The organism is Caballeronia sp. LZ008 (genome assembly GCF_031451435.1).
In the GTDB taxonomy this organism is placed as follows: Bacteria; Pseudomonadota; Gammaproteobacteria; order Burkholderiales; family Burkholderiaceae; genus Caballeronia; species Caballeronia zhejiangensis.
The window spans coordinates 229,257-249,021 of the sequence record NZ_JARUXK010000001.1 but is presented as its reverse complement, the minus strand read 5'-3'; the positions used below and the strand labels follow the sequence as shown (position 1 = coordinate 249,021).

16 protein-coding genes are annotated in these 19,765 nt (G+C 62.8%); 5 read left to right on the top strand and 11 right to left on the bottom strand.

The genetic code is table 11. The features are described from left to right. Positions 1-11: 11 nt before the first annotated feature. The 6 genes from QCE49_RS01250 to QCE49_RS01225 all read right to left on the bottom strand — a co-directional run bounded on the left by QCE49_RS01250 (position 12) and on the right by QCE49_RS01225 (position 8,019). Positions 12-3,170 (bottom strand): ATP-binding protein, encoded by a 3,159-nt coding sequence (locus QCE49_RS01250; protein ID WP_250456615.1) that lies wholly within the window; start codon positions 3,168-3,170, stop codon positions 12-14. Between the two features lie 392 nt (positions 3,171-3,562). Then, the gene (locus QCE49_RS01245; protein ID WP_008351659.1) at positions 3,563-4,213 is read right to left on the bottom strand and encodes a response regulator transcription factor; all 651 of its coding nucleotides are present in this window, start codon (positions 4,211-4,213) and stop codon (positions 3,563-3,565) included. A gap of 59 nt (positions 4,214-4,272) precedes the next feature. Next, positions 4,273-4,953, bottom strand: coding sequence for a response regulator transcription factor (locus QCE49_RS01240; protein ID WP_033536541.1), 681 nt, complete (start codon positions 4,951-4,953; stop codon positions 4,273-4,275). Positions 4,954-5,079: 126 nt separating this feature from the next. Continuing rightward, positions 5,080-5,727, bottom strand: a complete 648-nt coding sequence (locus QCE49_RS01235; protein WP_034470552.1) for a response regulator transcription factor — start codon at positions 5,725-5,727, stop codon at positions 5,080-5,082. A gap of 440 nt (positions 5,728-6,167) precedes the next feature. Continuing rightward, positions 6,168-6,698, bottom strand: coding sequence for a single-stranded DNA-binding protein (locus QCE49_RS01230; RefSeq protein WP_008351662.1), 531 nt, complete (start codon positions 6,696-6,698; stop codon positions 6,168-6,170). Between the two features lie 118 nt (positions 6,699-6,816). Then, positions 6,817-8,019, bottom strand: a complete 1,203-nt coding sequence (locus QCE49_RS01225; protein ID WP_075583486.1) for an MFS transporter — start codon at positions 8,017-8,019, stop codon at positions 6,817-6,819. Positions 8,020-8,361: 342 nt separating this feature from the next. Between QCE49_RS01225 and uvrA the strand changes: the two genes are divergently transcribed. Beyond that, on the top strand, positions 8,362-11,235 hold the full coding sequence (gene uvrA, locus QCE49_RS01220) for an excinuclease ABC subunit UvrA (RefSeq protein ID WP_175979777.1): 2,874 nt from the start codon (positions 8,362-8,364) through the stop codon (positions 11,233-11,235). A gap of 112 nt (positions 11,236-11,347) precedes the next feature. Continuing rightward, positions 11,348-12,439, top strand: a complete 1,092-nt coding sequence (locus QCE49_RS01215; protein WP_008351668.1) for an AI-2E family transporter — start codon at positions 11,348-11,350, stop codon at positions 12,437-12,439. 52 nt (positions 12,440-12,491) lie between these two features. Here the strand turns inward: QCE49_RS01215 and purU are convergent, their stop codons facing one another. The 5 genes from purU to QCE49_RS01190 are packed head-to-tail and all read right to left on the bottom strand — an operon-like array spanning position 12,492 to position 17,473. Beyond that, a complete protein-coding gene (gene purU, locus QCE49_RS01210; RefSeq protein WP_008351670.1) occupies positions 12,492-13,361 on the bottom strand; it encodes a formyltetrahydrofolate deformylase in 870 nt (289 codons plus the stop codon). Between the two features lie 22 nt (positions 13,362-13,383). Next, on the bottom strand, positions 13,384-14,229 hold the full coding sequence (locus tag QCE49_RS01205) for an NUDIX hydrolase family protein (protein WP_175979776.1): 846 nt from the start codon (positions 14,227-14,229) through the stop codon (positions 13,384-13,386). Positions 14,230-14,232: 3 nt separating this feature from the next. Beyond that, positions 14,233-14,847 (bottom strand): LysE family translocator, encoded by a 615-nt coding sequence (locus QCE49_RS01200; RefSeq protein ID WP_008351673.1) that lies wholly within the window; start codon positions 14,845-14,847, stop codon positions 14,233-14,235. A gap of 1 nt (position 14,848) precedes the next feature. Then, on the bottom strand, positions 14,849-15,415 hold the full coding sequence (locus QCE49_RS01195; RefSeq protein ID WP_008351675.1) for an adenine phosphoribosyltransferase: 567 nt from the start codon (positions 15,413-15,415) through the stop codon (positions 14,849-14,851). Positions 15,416-15,475: 60 nt separating this feature from the next. Continuing rightward, positions 15,476-17,473 (bottom strand): monovalent cation:proton antiporter family protein, encoded by a 1,998-nt coding sequence (locus tag QCE49_RS01190; protein ID WP_008351676.1) that lies wholly within the window; start codon positions 17,471-17,473, stop codon positions 15,476-15,478. A gap of 160 nt (positions 17,474-17,633) precedes the next feature. On the opposite strand from QCE49_RS01190, the gene kdsD reads away from it, so the two are divergent. Genes kdsD through lptC form a run of 3 tightly spaced genes read left to right on the top strand, consistent with a single transcriptional unit; the run spans position 17,634 to position 19,763 of the window. Beyond that, a complete protein-coding gene (kdsD, locus tag QCE49_RS01185; RefSeq protein WP_008351678.1) occupies positions 17,634-18,617 on the top strand; it encodes an arabinose 5-phosphate isomerase KdsD in 984 nt (327 codons plus the stop codon). Continuing rightward, entirely contained in the window at positions 18,617-19,156 is a 540-nt protein-coding gene (locus QCE49_RS01180; protein WP_034470545.1) for an HAD family hydrolase, read from the top strand. Before kdsD ends, QCE49_RS01180 begins: the two co-directional genes overlap by 1 nt. A 4-nt stretch (positions 19,157-19,160) precedes the next feature. Continuing rightward, complete coding sequence (lptC, locus tag QCE49_RS01175; protein ID WP_008351682.1) at positions 19,161-19,763, top strand: LPS export ABC transporter periplasmic protein LptC; 603 nt, start codon at positions 19,161-19,163, stop codon at positions 19,761-19,763. Positions 19,764-19,765 lie beyond the last annotated feature (2 nt).

Genomic DNA, 19,765 nt, shown 5'->3' with positions numbered 1-19,765 from the left:
AAAGCGCCCGGTCAGAGAATTGCGGCGCCTTGCGCGTGGATACGGTCCACGAGCTGCTCGCATCGCGCGATCAACGCAAGTCCCTCGCGACGGCGCACGTCGCGCGATTTCACATGCAGATCGCGACGAAACTCCTCCAGCGCGCCGAGCAGCGGCCGATACTGCAACACGCTCGCCGCCCCGACGACGCGATGATGCCAGTCCCGCAGATCATCGACCGTGCCGCGATCGAGCAATTGCCGAAGCGCCACGAGATCCTCGCGGAACGACGACACGAACGCATCGAGCAACGCCTTGACGGTCGCTTCGCTGCCCCATAGTTGCGCCATGGCGCTCAGATCGAGTTCGTCATCGTAGCGGGCCGGCACATCGGTTCCCTGAGCGGAATGTGTCTCGGCTTCGGGCGTGCGTTCATTCGTGATCCACCATCGGTTCAGATGCTCCCGCAAGGTAGCGAGCCGGGTCGGCTTCACGAGACAGTGGTCCATGCCCGCCTCACGGCACTTGCGCAATTCGTCGGGCGCCGTGCTCGCCGTGACGCCGAGGATCGGCAAGCGACGCGACGCGCCGGCTTCATCCGAACGGATGCGTCGAGCCAGTTCGTAGCCCGTCATGTTCGGCATGTGACAATCGGTAATCAGGAATCCGTATCGGGTGTCAGCGAGGGCAGCGTATGCCTCGGCGCCGTCGTGCACGACATCGCACGCGAAACCCAGCAGGGTAAGCTGATTTCGGATCAGCTCCTGATTCACCGGATGATCTTCGGCGACGAGCACGAGCCTGCCGCTGCGCAGCGCGTCTTCCCGGTCGGGCGCCACCATCTTCGCTTCGTGCGAATGCGTGACGCCCGATGCGACCTGCGGCATGCCTGTCAATGCGGCGACGCAGGCCGCGCCGAGGCCGTGCCACGAAATCGGATTGACGCTCACGCGGATGTCGTCTTCGAGAATGCGGTATCCCGTCGGCTTCGGCTTTTCGGTTACGTGGATCACACGCGAAGCGGATGGCGAAGCGTGCTTGTGCGTATCGCTCAGAAAGACGATCTCGATGTCTTCGAGCAACTCGTGTTCTGATCGCGCGAGTTCGTCGGGCGTGTAGCGCAGCAATTGCAGACCAAGCGCCTCGCCATAGTGCACGAGGGCCGCCGCGACGCGATCGTCGTCGATCGCCACGATGCCTCGCTTGCCGCGCAATCCGTCGATCTGATAATGCAAGGTCTCGACGGGCATCGTGAGACGAACGGTCATTGCCGTGCCGACGCCCAGCGCGCTTTCAAGGCTCATCGCGCCGCCCATCAGCGCGACGAGACGATTGCAGATCGTCAGGCCGAGCCCGGTGCCGCCGAAGCGCCGCGTCGTGGAGGTTTCAGCTTGCACGAACGGCTCGAACAGGCTTCGCTGCGCGTCCGGAGCGATCCCGATGCCCGTGTCTTTCACGCACAGTTCGATCACCTGCGCCGACTCGGTGTGCTCGACCGCGCGAACGTGCAGCGCGACATCGCCCTTGATCGTGAACTTGATCGCGTTGCTCATAAGATTGAAGAGAACCTGCCTGAGCCGCACGCTGTCGCCCCTGACCGCCGCGGCCACTTCGGGCGCCACGTCGACGCGCACGCGCAGGCCCTTTTCGTGCGCTCTTGCGGCGAGCAGGCCCACCGCACTATCGACGAGTTCGCGCAAATCGATCGGCGTGGACTCGATCGTCAGCCTGCCGGCCTCGATCTTCGAATAGTCGAGGAGATCGTCGAGAATCTGCAGGAGCGCGCTCGCCGAATCCTGAATCATGCCGAGCATTTGCGACTGGTCGGGGTTCAGACGCGTATTTTCGAGCACTTCGACGAGCCCGAGCACGCCGTTCATCGGCGTACGGATTTCATGACTCATCATCGCGAGGAAGTCGTCCTTCGCGCGCGATGCGGCTTCGGCGGCGTCGCGCGCGCGGGCGAGTTCGTCGGCGCGGGCGTGCTCGACACTCGCGTCGGCCCAATAGCCGCTCCAGACCACGGCGCCGTCGTCTTCGCGGTGCGCGACGAGATCCGCGCGAATCCAGCGGTGCACGCCTTCCACCGTCGAACGAAACTCGGTGTGCAGCGGCTCGAGTGTCCGCGCCGAAGTTTCGATTTCCGCGAGAAGCCGGGCGCTGTCTTCGTCGTGGACGTGCGTCAGCGCGTGAATCGGATCGTCGGCCAGAGCGGCGACGTCCAGACCGAGCAACTGACGCGTATCGCCATCGATATAAGGAAGGCTGTACGTGCCGTCGCTCGCGCGGCGCAACTGGAACACGACCGCCGGCAGCGATCGCGTCACGTCGTGAAGACGCCGCTCGGTTTGCCGCGCGCGCGTTTCGGCGTCGCGAATATCGGTGATGTCGATCATCGTGCCGACGACGCCCGCTCGCTCCCCGTTCGACGCATTGAACGCGCCCGTCCAGAAAAGCCCGCAGCGCGAGTGATTGCTGTTGTCGGCAAATTCCGCTTCGACTTCCTGACGTTGACCCGTTTTGAGCGTCGTGCTGGTCAACTCGTGAAGCACGCGGCTGTGCGCGTCTCCCCACGCCGTGACTTCGACGCTCGTGCGTCCGAGAACGTCTCCGCGTCGAACGCCGAGCGCTTCTTCGAAGGCACGATTCACCGCGATGTAGCGATTCTGCATGTCCTTCGCGACGAGGGGATACGGCACCACCTCCATCATGGTCTGCTGGAAACTGAGTTGCGTAGCCAGACGCTGCTCAGTCTCCATGCGCCGTCCCATTTCCTGCTGCAATCGGACGAAAGCGCGCAGCGTCACGAACAAGACGGCTGCGATGCCGATGAGCGCAGGCAGCAAGCGCAACGCGGAGATATGCGTGGTCGCGGATGCCGCCTGCCTGGCGACGGCTTGCGTCTCGGCTTGCCTGAACGCCCGCTTGATCAACAGGTCGAGCGGCTGCAACTCGGAATGCATCGCGTAGTTCAAGGTTCCGGGCGGGCTCGGTGCGACGATCATTTCGATTTCGCCGCGTTGAAACGCCGATGCGGCCGTGGGCCAGTCGTTGAATCGCTTCGGCTCGAACGTGACGCCGAGGGACTGTTCGATTTTGGCGAGCGCGACTTCCGGCGGCTGAAGCGGCTGATCCGGACGACCGCGTGACGCTTCTATCAAGCCGACGGCGATCGGATTCAGCGTGCGCAAGTAACCGCGCTCGGGCTCATCGAGTTGGACGCTGGCCGTTGCGTCGTTTGTATTTTTTCGAAGTCCAGAAGTCGGCTGGGAAGCGTAGGCATGCGGGTCGGCCGCATTGCCGAACGATGGCGCGATCAGGCTGAAAAGGAGCAAACAACGCGCGAACAGAAATCTCAATTCGAATCCTTCGGATGCGGGCCGGCGCGGCAAGGACCGTTGCTGCGCCGTCTGAGCAAGAACTCGATGACGCCGATTCACGGCTTTTGACCGCTACGAGTCGCCGCGCTTCGTGCTTGCCTGTCGAGTGCAAATGTCTTGAGTCTGAGCCGCTGCGTATCAGGATCGAATCAGAACCGTCCCAATTTGCTCCTAAACCGGGCATCGGCGACGGCTACACCACTTCAGACCAGGCCGACTTGCTGAAAGTAGGCGACCAGCTCCTCCTCGCTATCGAGTCCCAGCTTGCGCATGCCGGCACGCTTCTGCGTCGCGATCGTCTTGCGGCTTCGTCCGAAGTGCTCAGCGATCTCATGGACCAGAAGACCGCGAGCGTAGAGCTGGAAAACCTCCCATTCGCGTCGGCTCAGTACGCCCACGCGCGCCGGCGATGTCGCGGGCAAATGGCGCACGGCCGCCTCCACGGTTGGGGAGAGGAAACAGCCGCCGGCTTCGGCGACGGATATCGCGTCGTGCAGGCATTCGAGTCCGTCGCGCTTGTCGATCACGCCGTCTACGCCGAGCTGAACGAGCCCGGCCAGCATTCGCGTTTGGCAGATCATCGTGAGCACGATGATCTTCGGCCGCTTTTCCTGCCAGGTCAGACGCCTGAGGAAGGTGATCGAGCTGCTTTCCCCGTCGATACCGCGCATACCGATGTCGGAGAAGATGAAGTCACACGGCGTGGTATCGATTGCTTCGGCAAGTTCCAGCGTGTCGCACGCGGTGGCGACCACGCGCACCGCGCCATCTCGCTCGAGCAGGGTTTGAATACCCTTGATGACGACCGGATGGTCATCCGCAACGATGGCGCGTTTCGGCGTTCTTGTTCTCATTCTGTTATGCGTTCTTGCTGGCCTCAGGGCTTGCGCGGCGTGCGCGCTATGCGATGCGTCTAGATCAAGCCACTGTCCGCGATAAATCGATACAAATCTGCGTCTGTCGATAAATCGAGCTTTCGCATGGCCGCGCATTTTTGGGCGCTGATCGTCTTCACGCTGCGATCGAGTTCCTTCGCGATCTCGGTGACATTCGCGCCGCGTGCATAGCGCTCGATCACTTCCAGTTCGCGGCTCGTGAGCCGCTGACGAATGAAACGCGCGTGGCTTTCGGAATCCGCGAGCGCGAGCGTGCGGCGTATTGCGGGCCCAAGATAGGTTTCATTGGCGATGACCGAAACAATCGCGACGTAGATCAGTTCGAGCCGGTCTTCCTTGCTTAGAAACGCGTGGGCTCCCGCTTCCAGCGCCTGCTTGACGAGCGCGGCGTCGCCGCTGCGCGACATGACGACGATCCTGACCTCCGGATACTGGTTCGCCACATGCTGAATCAGCTCGACGCCGTCGCCGTAACGTCCGCCCGGCATGAAATAGTCGATGACGACGACGTCGCACTCGCCGCGAGCAAGCGACTCTTCGAGTTGGGTCGAATTAGCGTGACGACTTACCACCTCTACATTGGGAAAATTCCCAGCGAGTCGCTCGACGGCGAGGATGACGAGAGGATGATCATCCGCTATTGCGAGCCTTATCCGTTTAGCGTGCGAGAACACCTGGTTCCCGTTCCAGAACTCCATTGCCTCAAACCCCTTCTAGTCCTGCGGACCAGAATTCACATCCAAAAAAAGAGAAGGTCGATCATCCGGCATCGAAAAATTTAGATACATAAGATGCATCCGAAACCATTTCAGTGCGCCAAAAACTCATCCTAATCCGCGTGCGCGCACAAACGCGAATAACCCGGGATCGTTTCTTACGCCTAGCTTATTCATCGCATCACGTTTCTGACGGCTGATCGTGCGAACATCGCGATCGAGTTCTTTTGCTATTTCGGTAATCGAATGGCCTTTGGCAAACAGGCGGACGACTTCGATCTCTCGCACGGACAGGCGCGGCTCCTCCGGCGAAAATTCGGTCTCCGTGCCCGCTTCCGCAAGCGCCGCGACAAACGAGGCGCTCACGAAACGGCGTCCGACGCTCGCATGCCGCACGGCCGTCACCACGAGTTCGATGGGTTCGGCCTTGTTAACGAGGCTCATCGCGCCGGCATTCAGGATGGAGCGCAAAATCGCGACGTTGCTCACGCTTGTGAGCACGACGATGCAGAGGTCGGGGAAATCCTGGCGCACCTTGCGAATGAGACGGAGACCGTCATTTGCATCCGCTCCCGGCTCGGGCATGGCGAAGTCCGTGACCAGCACATCGCACGGCTTGACCGCGAGTTCTGCCAACAAAGTGCTCGCATTATTTGCCTCGCCGACGACCTCTAATCCGTCTGCGGCGGCGAAGATGGCCTTCATCCCAAGGAGAACGAAAGGATGATCGTCAGCCAGTACTATTCGAAGCTTCAAGAGGCCCCCGGTTATTCTTGGTCTCGGTGAAAATGCTTGTGGGCTGCAACGGCGCGCAACGGATTAATCCACGCGGCACGATTAAGCACGGCTTTCCGATTCGCGTTTACCAGAAACAGATAAACCGCAAACCTTCAAAAACCTCAATTAGATGACGACAAGCAAATAAAGATTGCGTTTATTTTCTCGGATAATCGCCTCAAAAATAGAATGTGACCAATTTGCAGGCCATAGGATAAATCCGATTAGACTGCGGAATAGTTGGTGTGCACTTGATGGCGTACGAGCGCGACTATCAGGCGCCGAGCGCTTAATAGGCTCCGGCGCGAGCAATAGATCACACCGCAATCAGGAAGCGCCTCGCCGACTAAAAAAAAAATGGGCCTCAGGCTGTTTCAGCCAGAGGCCCATCTTCCGATGCGCGAATTGCCGGTGATTCTTTAGAACGGGATATCGTCGTCCATGTCGTCGAAGCCGCCGCCTGCCGGCGCGCTCGGGCGGCTGGAACCGCCGCCTGCTGAGCCGCCGCTCGCACGACCGCCTGCGGGCGCGCGTCCGCCGCCGCCGCCGCCACCGCCCGAACGATCCATCGGCGCGCTGCGGCTGTAGCCGCCATCATCGCCGGCACCGGCGCCGCCGCGACCGCCGAGCATCTGCATCTGATCCGCGACGATTTCGGTCGAATAGCGCTCCTGGCCCGATTGATCGGTCCATTTGCGCGTGCGAATACGCCCTTCGATGTAAACCGACGACCCCTTCTTCAGATATTCGTTGACGATTTCGGCGAGCCGGCCGAAGAACGCCACGCGATGCCACTCCGTGAGTTCCTTGAATTCGCCGGAGGCCTTGTCCTTGTAGCGGTCCGTCGTCGCGAGACGAATATTGGCCACGGCGTCGCCGCTCGGGAGGTAGCGGGTTTCCGGGTCGGCGCCCAGATTGCCCACGAGAATGACCTTGTTGACTGATGCCATGATTTCTCCGGTAGATTCCTTGCTAACTGTCAGCCGAAAGATGCGATTGGACCGATCTCGTCTTCAGACGTGGATTCGGTTGCACCCTGTCGGCTCGATTCGATGATTCCAATTTCTCTCAGGCCGCGCGCTCTGTTCTGCGCGGTGGCGGCTTCATCCATGCAGCGACGATGAGCCACGCCAACACCAGCGCCGAACACGCGAAGAAAACCGCGCTCGGCCCGTCGAGCTTCAGCAGCCAGCCGCCGATCACCCCGCCGAGGGCAAGGCCGATCGACTGCGTCGTGTTGTACACGCCCGCCGCCGCGCCCTTTCTCGTGCCCGGCGCAAGCTTCGACACCAGAGACGGCTGCGACGCCTCCAGCACGTTGAAGCCGAGAAAGTACACGAACAGAATGGCTGCCACGGACCACAGCGTATGGGGAGCCGCGCCCAATAACAACTGGCCGATCAGGATAAGCCCGATCGCACTCAGCATCACGCTCTTCATTTTTCCACGTTTCTCGGCGGCGATGATGGCCGGCACCATGAGCACGAACGCGAGCGCCATCACGGGCAGGTAAATCTTCCAGTGCGATGCGACCGGCAACCCGCCGTCCACCAGAATGCGCGGCACGACGAGGAAAAGCGCGGTCTGCGTCGCGTGGAGCACGAGCACGCCGAAGTTCAAGCGCAACAACTCGACGTTGTGCAGCACTTCCGCGAACGGCGCCTTGACGTGAACCGGATGCGCGGGCGGATCGGGCACGATCCAGAACACCACGCCCACCGCGAGGATCGACAGGACGCCGATCACCGTGAAAAGCCCGCTCATGCCGACCCAGTGGAACACGATCGGCGCGCCGACGATCGCCACCGCGAACGACACGCCGATGCTGCCGCCGACCATCGCCATCGCCTTCGTGCGGTTTTCCTCGTGCGTGAGATCGGCAATGAACGCGATCACCGCGGACGAAACGGCGCCCATGCCCTGGATCACGCGCCCGGCGATGATCCACGTCATCGAATGCCCGGCGGCCGCGACGAAGCTGCCCACCGCGAAGACGAGCAAGCCGAACGCGATGACCGGCTTGCGCCCGAGCTTGTCGGAAATCCAGCCGTAGAAGATGTAGAGCATCGACTGCGTGACGCCGTAGGCGCCAAGCGCAATGCCGACGAGCAGCACGTTGTCGCCGCCGGGGATGGTTTTCGCGTACACCGAAAACACCGGCATGATCATGAAAAGACCGAGCATGCGCAGCGCGAAGATGGCAGCGAGCGACACGGTCGCGCGCAACTCCGGCGCAGACAGACGTGTGGACGTGGCAGACGGATTGGACATCAGAAACGGGAAAAGGATGAGGGTCGCGTCTGGCCTGGCCTGCGGCGCAGCCAGGCGCGGCCGCCTTGTTCTTGCTCGAAACGGCACTATATGGAATCGCACGGCTAAAAGCGCGCCGCTCGATGCGTCGGCGCTCTCCCGTACTTGGCCGGCAAGTCCCCGCGCCGGCCGATCGACGCGCATCCGGCCCTTGGGCTCGGGCGCTGCGCCCTTTAAAAGTCGTTATAGTAGCAGGTTTGGCCCCCTCTCTTTCCGCCCGGCAATGGCTTCGTGGCCCGTCCGGACAGATGAAAGCGCCGCTGAAAACATCCGAAAGCACCCGAAAAACGCCGGAACGAACTCGTGGAAGAAATTCGTATTCGTGGGGCTCGCACCCACAATCTGAAGAACGTCAATCTCGACTTGCCGCGCCATAAGTTGATCGTGATCACGGGGCTGTCGGGGTCGGGCAAGTCGTCGCTCGCGTTCGACACGCTCTATGCGGAAGGCCAGCGCCGTTACGTGGAAAGCCTCTCGGCGTATGCGCGGCAATTTTTGCAGCTGATGGAAAAGCCGGACGTCGATCTGATCGAAGGTTTGTCGCCGGCCATTTCGATCGAGCAGAAGGCCACGTCGCACAATCCACGCTCGACGGTCGGCACCGTCACTGAAATTCACGATTACCTGCGTCTTTTGTACGCGCGCGTCGGCACGCCGTATTGCCCGGATCATCTGATTCCGCTGGAGGCGCAAAGCGTCTCGCAAATGGTCGACGCCGCACTCGCGCTGCCTGAAGAAACCAAGCTGATGATCCTCGCGCCGGTCGTCGCGGATCGGAAGGGCGAGCACGTCGAGCTGTTCGAGGAAATGCAGGCGCAGGGTTTCATCCGCTTTCGCATCCGCTCGGGCGGCGGCACGGCGAACGAAGGCGTCGCGAAAATCTACGAAGTCGATTCGCTGCCGAAGCTCAAGAAGAACGACAAGCACACGATCGACGTCGTGATCGACCGTCTCAAAGTGCGGCCGGACATGAAGCAGCGCCTCGCGGAATCGTTCGAAACCGCGCTGCGTCTCGCCGACGGCCGCGCGATCGCGCTCGAAATGGACACCGAAAAGGAGAAGCTCTTCAGCTCGAAATTCGCGTGTCCGATCTGCTCGTATTCGCTGCCGGAACTGGAGCCGCGTCTTTTCTCGTTCAATAATCCGATGGGCGCGTGCCCGGAATGCGACGGTCTCGGACAGATCACGTTCTTCGATCCGAAGCGCGTGGTCGCGCATCCGTCGCTGTCGCTCGCGGCGGGCGCGGTAAAGGGCTGGGACCGGCGCAATCAGTTCTATTTCCAGATGCTGCAGAGCCTCGCGGCATTCTACGAATTCGAAATCGACGCGCCGTTCGAGGATCTGCCCGAGAAAGTGCGCAAGATTCTTCTGTACGGCTCGGGCAAGCAGGCGATTCCGTTTTCGTACATTAACGAGCGCGGGCGCGCGTCGGTCCGCGAGCATGCGTTCGAAGGCATCATCCCGAATCTGGAGCGGCGCTATCGCGAGACCGATTCGGCGGCGGTGCGCGAAGAACTCGCGAAATACCAGAACAATCAGCCGTGCCCGGCGTGCGAAGGCACGCGTCTGCGGCGCGAAGCGCGCTTCGTGAAAGTCGGCGCAGAAGAACAGGCGCGCGGCATCTATGAAATCAGCGGCTGGCCGCTACGCGATGCGCTCGGCTATTTCCAGACGCTGCGTCTGGAGGGCGCGAAGGGCGAAATCGCCGACAAGGTCATCAAGGAAATCGTCGCGCGGCTCTCGTTCCTGAACAACGTCGGGCTGGATTATCTGTCGCTGGAACGCAGCGCGGAGACGCTTTCCGGCGGCGAGGCGCAGCGCATCCGGCTCGCGTCGCAGATCGGCTCCGGCCTTACGGGCGTGATGTACGTGCTCGACGAGCCGTCGATCGGCCTGCATCAGCGCGACAACGACCGGCTGATCGACACGCTCAAGCATCTGCGCGATATCGGCAATTCGGTGATCGTCGTCGAGCACGATGAGGACATGATCCGCATGGCCGATTACGTCGTCGACATGGGACCGGGCGCGGGCGAGCACGGCGGCGTGATCGTCGCGCAAGGCACGCCGGTGCAGGTGCAAAAGGACGGGAATTCCATTACCGGGCAGTATCTGTCCGGCAAGCGCACGATCAGCTATCCCGCCGAGCGCACCGCGCCGGACGAGCGCATGCTGCGCATCGTCGAGGCGTACGGCAACAATCTGAAGCGCGTGACGCTCGATTTGCCCGTCGGACTTCTGACCTGCGTGACGGGCGTGTCCGGCTCGGGCAAGTCGACGCTCATCAACGACACGCTGCAGCACGCGGTCGCGCAGCATCTGTACGGCTCGGCGACGGAGCCCGCACCGTACGAGTCGATCGAAGGTCTCGAACACTTCGACAAAGTGATCGCCGTCGATCAGTCGCCGATCGGCCGCACGCCGCGCAGCAATCCGGCCACTTACACCGGACTGTTCACGCCCATCCGCGAACTGTTCGCAGGCGTGCCGGCGGCGAAGGAGCGCGGCTACGACCCCGGCCGCTTCTCGTTCAACGTGAAGGGCGGCCGCTGCGAAGCCTGTCAGGGCGACGGCGTTCTGAAGGTAGAAATGCACTTTTTGCCGGATGTCTACGTGCCCTGCGACGTGTGTCACGGCAAGCGCTACAACCGCGAGACGCTGGAAGTCCAGTACAAGGGCAAGAACATCAGCGAAGTGCTGGACCTGACGGTCGAGGCCGCGCACGAGTTCTTCAAGGCGGTGCCGGTGGTGGCGCGCAAGCTGAAAACGCTGCTCGACGTCGGTCTCGGCTATATCCGGCTCGGCCAGTCCGCGACGACGCTATCGGGCGGCGAGGCCCAGCGCGTCAAGCTTTCGCTGGAACTGAGCAAGCGCGATACCGGTCGGACGCTATATATCCTCGACGAGCCGACGACCGGTTTGCACTTCCACGACATCGCGCTTTTGCTCGAAGTGATTCATCGATTGCGCGATCAGGGTAATACTGTCGTAATCATCGAGCATAATCTCGACGTAATCAAAACCGCCGACTGGGTCATCGATCTCGGTCCGGAAGGCGGCGCCGGCGGCGGGCAGATCATCGCCCAAGGGACGCCGGAGCAGGTTGCGAAGTCGAAGGCGAGCTTTACCGGCAGATATCTGGCACCCTTGTTGCAACGAGCCAAATCGGCGGCCTGATTCACGGCGCCGGTCTGGCTGCCGAAGCGCTGTCAGCCGGACCGTCGAAATGCGCCGCGCGCGCCGCGGCACGAATAACCGTCGTACGCAGCAGGGGAAAAGGAACGCAGTCATGGCGAAGCGCAACGAAGCGGCCAACGAGGAAGCGCGTGTACGGGACCTGCCCACGCGCCACGTCAGGCTGACGAGCGACATGAGCTTGCCGAAGCTGTCGGCGGTGGAGATCGGCAGCTACGTCCTTGCGCTGCTGGCGCTGTATCTCACGCTCAGGCTGCAATTGCTCGGCGGCCTGCTCGCCGGCATGCTGGTTTTTCAGCTTACGCACATGATCGCGCCGCTGATCGAGCGCCATGTGGTCAGCCGGGGCGCGCGTCTCATCGCGGTCGGGCTGATTTCGGCGATCATCGTCGGCGGGCTGACGGGCGCGACCATCGCCACCATCGAACATTTCGAGCGCGACTTCCCGAGCGTCCAGAAATTGCTCGATCAGCTGATGAGCATCACGTCGAGCGCGCGGCTGTCCGTGCCCGACTGGCTCGCGAATTACCTGCCCGTGGACACCGTGCAGATGAAGGACAAAGCCACCGAGCTGATGCACAAGCACGCCGAGATGCTCCAGCAAGGCGGCAAGGAGATGGCGCGCGGCTTCGGTCATATTGTAATCGGCATGATCGTCGGCGCGATTATCGCGGTGAGCGCGCCGCGGGCGACGCACCATCGGCTGCCGCTTTCCACCGCGCTCGTCGCGCGCGTGTCGCGCTTCTCCGATGCCTTCCGCCGCATCGTGTTCGCGCAAATCAAGATTTCAGCGATCAACGCAGTCTTCACCGCGCTGTATCTTCTCGTCGCACTGCCGCTCTTTCACGAACGGCTGCCGCTTTCGAAAACGCTCGTGCTCGTCACGTTCATCGTCGGGCTGCTGCCGGTGATCGGCAATCTCATTTCGAACACGATCATCGTCGGCATTTCGCTGTCGGTGTCGTTCGGCACGGCGGTCGCGTCGCTCGCGTTCCTGATCCTGATCCACAAGCTCGAATACTTCCTGAACGCGCGCATCATCGGCGGGCAGATCGAGGCGCGCGCGTGGGAACTGCTACTCGCGATGCTCGCAATGGAAGCCGCGTTCGGCATTCCCGGCGTCATCGCCGCGCCGATTTTCTACGGATATATCAAGCGCGAGCTGATTTATCTGCGGCTCGTTTGAGCGTAAAAAAGCCCGCCTGAACCGGCGGGCTTTGTCTTTCCGAAAGCGCGATCTAGCGGAACACGACCGTCTTGTGTCCGTTGAGCAGAATGCGATGCTCGGCATGCCACTTCACCGCGCGCGCGAGCGTCACGCATTCGACGTCGCGGCCGATCGCCGTCAGTTGATCCGGCGTCATGTTGTGATCGACGCGCTCCACTTCCTGCTCGATGATCGGGCCTTCGTCGAGATCGGACGTGACGTAGTGCGCGGTCGCGCCGATCAGCTTCACGCCGCGATCGAACGCCTGATAGTACGGCTTCGCGCCCTTGAAGCTCGGCAGGAACGAGTGATGAATGTTGATCGCGCGTCCCGACAGCTTCGCGCACAAATCCGGCGACAGAATCTGCATGTAGCGCGCGAGCACGACGAGATCGGTGTCGTGCTGATCGACGATTTCCATTACGCGCGCTTCCTGCGCGGCCTTCGCTTCGGACGTCGCGTTGAGCAGCGGAAGATGATGGAACGGGATGTCATAGCTCGCCGCGAGCTGATAAAAATCCTTGTGATTCGAGATGATCGCCGGAATCTCGATCTGCAATTGCCCGGTGCGATAGCGGAACAGCAGATCGTTCAGGCAATGGCCAATCTTCGACACCATGATGACGACGCGCGGCTTGACCGATGCGTCGTGCAGTTCCCAGCGCATGCCGAATTCATCGGCGAGATCGCTGAACGACTTGCGCAGCGCGTCGAGGCCCGGATCGCCGCCGACTTGCTGGAAATGCACGCGCATGAAGAACTCGCCGGTGCGGCTGTCGCCGAACTGCGCGGAATCGAGGATATTGGCGCCGAGATTGAACAGGAAGCCCGACACGGCATGCACGATTCCCGGCCGGTCCGGGCACGACAACTTCAGATAAAAACTATGTTCGGTCGACATGACCTTTCCTCGTTCGGTTCTTTCAAATTTGCGGCGCTTCGAACAGCACGTCGATGCCTTCGCACGCGTCTTCGTCGATCCACTGATGACGCAGCATGCAATCGAGCGTCGCGAGACTCGCATCGACGGTGAGCTTGCCCTCTTCGATCCAGCGCGCGACGTCCTCGATGCGCGCAAGGCGATGCTCGCCGACTTCGCCGTCCTGATTGTGCGGCGCGAAATCGGGCGGCAGGGAGACGTCGTACACGAAGATCTGCTCGGCCTGCGTGCCTTCCGGAAGCGACTGAAGCACATGAAACGTGCGGCCGGGCGTCGCCGTCGAAGCGAGTTCGGCGCTCATGCCCGCCTCTTCCCAGCATTCCTTCACGAGCGTCGGCATGAGTGCGAAACCCCAGCCGATGCCGCCCGCGACGACGTTGTCGAGCATGCCGGGATCGGTCGCCTTGGTGTCGCTGCGGCGCGCGATCCACAACTGCGGCGCCTTATCCCGGTATTTTACGATGCCGTTCAGATGCACCGCGTAGGTCATCGTGCCGAAGAAGCGCGACGCCGCACGCTCGATGAACGCGAGCGGCGCGGCGTCGAAGCCGTTGCGGATCGCGTAGGTTTCGTCGCGCCAACCGGGAATCTTGCCTTCGGCGAAAAGCGCGCCGATGACCGCGCCGAGCGCGGCGCTGCGCGCGTTCACATCGGCGAGCGCCGCGTGCAGGCGAACCGAAGCGGCGTCGATCACGAAGACGTCCGGCCAGCGGCGCAGCGCGTCGACGTCGGATCGGCGAATCCAGCCGACGCGTTCATCGCCGATAAAGAACGGTAGGTGCGCGGCGGCGTCGAAGCGGCGTGCGGCAACGATCGAAGCGAGCGGCATCTCTCAGTCCTTGAGCGCGACGCGAATGCCGAGCGCGATGAACGTGACACCCGCGAGCCGGTCGAGCCACACGCCCACGCGCGGACGGCGCTTCAGCCACGCGCCGATCATTCCCGCGCCGATGCCGAAAAGCGAAAACACGACGACCGTCTGCAGCATGAAGAGCGCGCCGAGTTCGAACATCTGCAGCATCACGCTTTGCGCGCCGTGCGGATCGACGAACTGCGGCAGGAACACGATGAAGAACAGCGTCACTTTCGGATTCAACATGTTGCCGATCACGCTCTGGCGGAACACGGTCGTAAGCGGCTGGCTCGGGCGCGCGTGCGCGGTCGCGAGGCCGTGGCTGCGCAGCGCCTTGATGCCGATCCACACGAGATACGCCGCGCCCGCCAGTTTCACCGCCTGAAACGCCATCGGCGACGAACGCAGCAGTGCTGCAACCCCGAGCGCCGCGAGCGTCGTATGGAAGATCACGCCGAATGCGAACCCGCACGCCGCGACCACGCCCGCGAGCCGTCCTTGCGAAATGCCGCGCGCGAGCACCTGAAGATTGTCCGGCCCCGGCGCGACGGTGATCGCGACGGAAGCCGCGAGAAAGAGCAGAAAGTTGGGCATGTCAATGTCCGGCGAATTCGCACACGGTATAAAGCGGCACGCCATTTTCGCGCAGCAGCTTCGAGCCGCCGAGATCCGGCAGATCGATGATCGCCGCCGCCTCGACTACTTGCGCGCCGAGCCGCTCCAGCAGAATCTTGCCGGCCATCATGGTGCCGCCGGTCGCGACGAGATCGTCGACGATCACGACGCGGTCGCCCGGCTTGCACGCATCCTCGTGAATCTCGACGGTCGCGCGGCCGTATTCCAGCTCGTACGACTGTTCGAGCGTCTTGTACGGCAGCTTGCCCTTCTTGCGGATCGGCACGAAACCGAGGCTCAGCTCGTACGCGAGAATCGGCCCGATGATGAAGCCGCGCGCGTCCATGCCGGCGATCACGTTCACGTTTTCGTCGATATAGCGCTGCACGAACAGGTCAATCAGCATGCGCAGCGCCTTGCGGTCTTGCAGGATGGTCGTGATATCGCGGAACTGCACGCCGGGTTGCGGCCAGTTATCGACGGTGCGCACGCGCTCCTTGATGAAACGCGCGGCGTCGAGCTGGGCGTGCGAGGGGGTAATGGACATGACTTCTCCGGAGTCCGCGCCGTGAGGCCGCGCGTTCGCCTTGGTGACAAAAGAGGGAAGCTAGGCTGCCCGGCGATTGCGCGAGAGCCGTTCCTCGGCTTGCGCCAGCACTTCGGGCAGGCCGCGCAGCACGACGATATCGTTCGCGCGCAGCTTGGTTTCGGGGTCCGGTGCGACGCCCCGGATGCCGTGGCGCCGGATCGCGGTCACTTCGACACCGTTGCCGACGAGTCCGAGATCGTCGAGCGAATGCCCGACGGCTTCGGAATTTGCGTCGATGGGTACGGATTGTAGCCGGACCTGCTCGTGGCCATCGTCGTCGTCGACGTCGTCGGCGCCGTGGAAATAGCCGCGCAGCAGGCTGTAGCGCGCATCGCGCATTTCCTCCACGCGCCGCACGACGCGGCGCATCGGCACGCCCATCAGGACGAGCGTGTGCGATGCGAGCATCAGGCTGCCCTCGACGATCTCCGGAATCACTTCCGTCGCGCCCGCCGCGGTGAGCTTTTCGAGATCGGCGTCGTCGACGGTGCGCACGATCACCGGCAAAGTCGGCGCGAGTTCGTGGATGTTGTGCAACACGCGCATCGCGGACGGCGTGTTCGCGTACGTGATCGCGACCGTCGCCGCGCGATGCAGGCCCGCCGCGAGCAGCGATTCGCGCCGTCCGGCATCGCCGAACACGACCGATTCGCCCGCCGCCGCTGCCGCCGCCACGCGATCCGGGTCGAGATCGAGCGCGACATACGAAATGCCCTCTTGCTCCAGCATGCGCGCGAGGTTCTGTCCGGCGCGGCCGTATCCGCAGATGATGACGTGGCCGCTCTGCTTCAGGCTCTGCGTCGCGATTTTCGTCATTTGCAGCGATTGCAGCATCCATTCCGTCGACGAGAGCCGCAGCACGATCCGGTCCGCGTTCTGGATGATGAACGGGGCGGCGAGCATCGAGAGCAGCATCGCGGAAAGAATGGCTTGCAGGATCGTGGAATCGACGAGATGCGAATCCAGAATCAGATTCAGCAGCACGAAGCCGAACTCGCCCGCCTGCGCGAGACCGAGGCCCGTACGCATCGCGACGCCCGGCGTCGCACCGAACGCGCGCGCGAGACCGGTGATCATCACCGCCTTGAGCAGGATCGGCACGACGAAAAAGCCGAGCACGAGAAACGGATGCTCCCAGATCACGCGCGGATTCAGCAGCATGCCGGTCGTCACGAAGAACAGACCGAGCAGCACGTCGCGGAAAGGCTTGATGTCCTCTTCCACCTGATGCCGATACGGCGTCTCCGCGATCAGCATGCCCGCGATGAACGCGCCGAGCGCAAGCGACAGACCGAACTTGTCGGTGATGAACGCCGCGCCCAGCGTCACGAGCAGCAGGTTCAGCATGAACAGCTCTTGCGAGCGGCGCCGCGCGACGAGGTCGAACCAGCGCGTCATGAACTTCTGGCCGATGAAAAGCAGCACCGTCAACGCGATGACGATCTTCACCGCGGCGATGCCGAGCCACATCGCGAGCTGCGACGACTGGCCGTTGCCGAACGCCGCGATGATGATGAGCAGCGGCACGACCGCCAGATCCTGAAACAGCAGCACGCCGAAGATGTTGCGGCCGTGCTCGGATTCGAGCTCGAGCCGCTCGGCGAGCAGCTTGCTGACGATGGCGGTCGAGGACATGGACATCGCGCCGCCGAGCGCGAAGCTCGCCTGCCACGACATGCCGATCCAGAAATTGGCGATCCAGCCGAAGATCATCGCGAGCGCGATGGTCGCGCCGACCTGGCTCGCGCCAAGTCCGAACACGATGCGCCGCATCGAGCGCAGCTTCGAGAGCGAAAACTCGAGCCCGATGGAGAACATCAGGAACACGACGCCAAATTCGGCGAGATGCTGCGCGCGGTCGGTGTCCGGCGCGATGCCCGCCGCGTGCGGCCCGACGATGATGCCGACCGTCAAATAGCCGAGCATCGGCGGCAGGTTGAAATAGCGAAATACGACGACGCCTGCCACGGAGCAGAGCAGCAGCAACAGCGTCATTTCGAGCGGAGAAATCGGCATCCGACTAGCGTCCTCGTTCGTCAGCGTTCCGAGGCGCGTGAATCGGGCGCTCCGGCATCTTAAAAAGGCCCCTGACGACAGGGCTTGCGGGGGCGGATAGACGGCGGCGCACCGGGCTCCGTACGGGGCGGCCCGGAATCGCCTTTGCTATACTCCGCGCATGATAGCGAAAATCAATGGCGACCGGGCGCTGGCGCTGGCTCGCAACGTAATTCAGATCGAAGCCGACGCCGTTCGCGGGCTCTCCGAACTCCTCGACGACAACTTCACGAACGCGGTCGAAACGCTGCTCGGCTGCCGCGGCCGCGTGGTCGTCTCGGGCATCGGCAAGTCGGGCCACGTCGCGCGCAAGTTCGCCGCGACGCTCGCCTCCACCGGCACGCCGGCGTTCTTCGTGCATCCGGCCGAAGCGAGCCACGGCGACCTCGGCATGGTCACCGCCGACGACATCTTCATCGCGCTGTCGAACTCGGGCGAAACCGAGGAGCTCGTCGCCATTCTGCCGCTCATCAAGCGGCTTGGGGCAAAGCTGATCGCGATCACCGGCCGTCCCGAATCGAGTCTCGCGCAACTGGCGGACATGCATCTGAATGCACGCGTCGAAAAGGAAGCGTGTCCGATGAATCTCGCGCCGACGGCCAGCACGACCGCCGCCATGGCGCTCGGCGATGCGCTCGCCGTAGCCGTGCTCGACGCGCGCGGCTTCGGTCCCGACGACTTCGCGCGCTCGCATCCGGGCGGCGCGCTCGGGCGGCGCCTGCTCACCTATGTGCGCGACGTGATGCGCGTAGGCGACGAAGTGCCGGTCGTTTCGCTCGACGCAACCGTTGCGGACGCGCTCTTCCAGATCACCGACAAGCGCATGGGCATGACCGCGGTCATCGACGAAAATCGTCACGTCCACGGCATTTTCACCGATGGCGACCTGCGCCGCATCCTGCAGCGCGACGGCGATTTCCGCGCGTTGAAACTCGCCGATGTCATGACCCGTAATCCGCGCACGATTGCGCCGGATCATCTCGCGGTCGAAGCCGTGGAACTGATGGAGCGCTTTCGCATCAATCAGATGCTGGTCGTGGACGCCGATGCGACGCTGATCGGCGCACTGAACATGCACGACCTCTTCTCCAAGAAGGTAATCTGATGGCGCAGAAGCCTCTCACCGCCGCCGAACGCGCGAGCCGTCTGAAGCTGATGGTGTTCGACGTCGACGGCGTTTTCACCGACGGCAGTCTCTATTTCACCGCCGAAGGCGACGCGATGAAGTCGTTCAATTCGCTCGACGGCCACGGCGTGAAGATGCTGCAGTCGGTCGGCGTGCAGACGGCGATCATCACGGGACGGCAATCGGGCATCGTCGCGGCGCGCGCGCGCGAACTGGGCATCACGCATCTCTATCAGGGCGTCGGCGATAAAACCGTCGCGCTCGCCGAACTTCTCGAAGCCACCGGCATCCCGGCCGACGAATGCGGCTACATGGGCGACGACTGGCCGGATCTCGCGGTGATGCGCCGCTGCGGCTTTGCGGCCGCGCCCGCGAACGCGCATCCCGAAGTAATTCAGCGCGTGCACTGGGTCGCGGAAGCGCGCGGCGGCCACGGCGCCGTGCGCGAAGTCTGCGACGCGATCCTGCGCGCGCAACATCGCTACGACGAACTGCTCGCCGCAGCGCTCGGAGGCTGAGGCCATGCCGCGCCCCGGAAAGCTCGCCTCGCTCCTGCCGCTTCTCGCGGTGGCGGCGCTGGCCGGCATCACCTACTGGCTGCTGCAGGCCACGCTGCCTCCAGCACAGCAGGCGCCCGCGCCCGAGAAGCGCCACACGCCCGACTACTTCGCCAACAACTTTTCGGTTTCCGAGCTCGACGCCACTGGCACGACGCAATATCGTCTGACGGCGAAGTCGATGGTGCATTACGAAGACGACGAGATCAGCGAGCTCACGCTGCCCGCGATGCGAATGTTCCAGCCGATGAAGCCGACCGTCACGGCGACGGCCCAGCGCGGCACGGTCAATGGCGACGTCTCGATCGTCGATCTCTACGACGACGCGCGCATCGTGCGCGCGGCCGGTTACGGAGATCCGCAGATGCAGGCGGATTCCCAGCATTTTCGCGTGCTGGTGAACGACGATGTCATCGAAACGGAAAAACCGGTTAGACTTCAGCGCGGCCCGTCGGTGATGACGGCCTCTGGCATGAACTACAACAACGTGACCCGGGTGATGAAGCTGTTCGGTAACGTGCGCGGCGCGATCGCAGCCACGGATATCAACGGCGGTTCGTCCAAGTAATC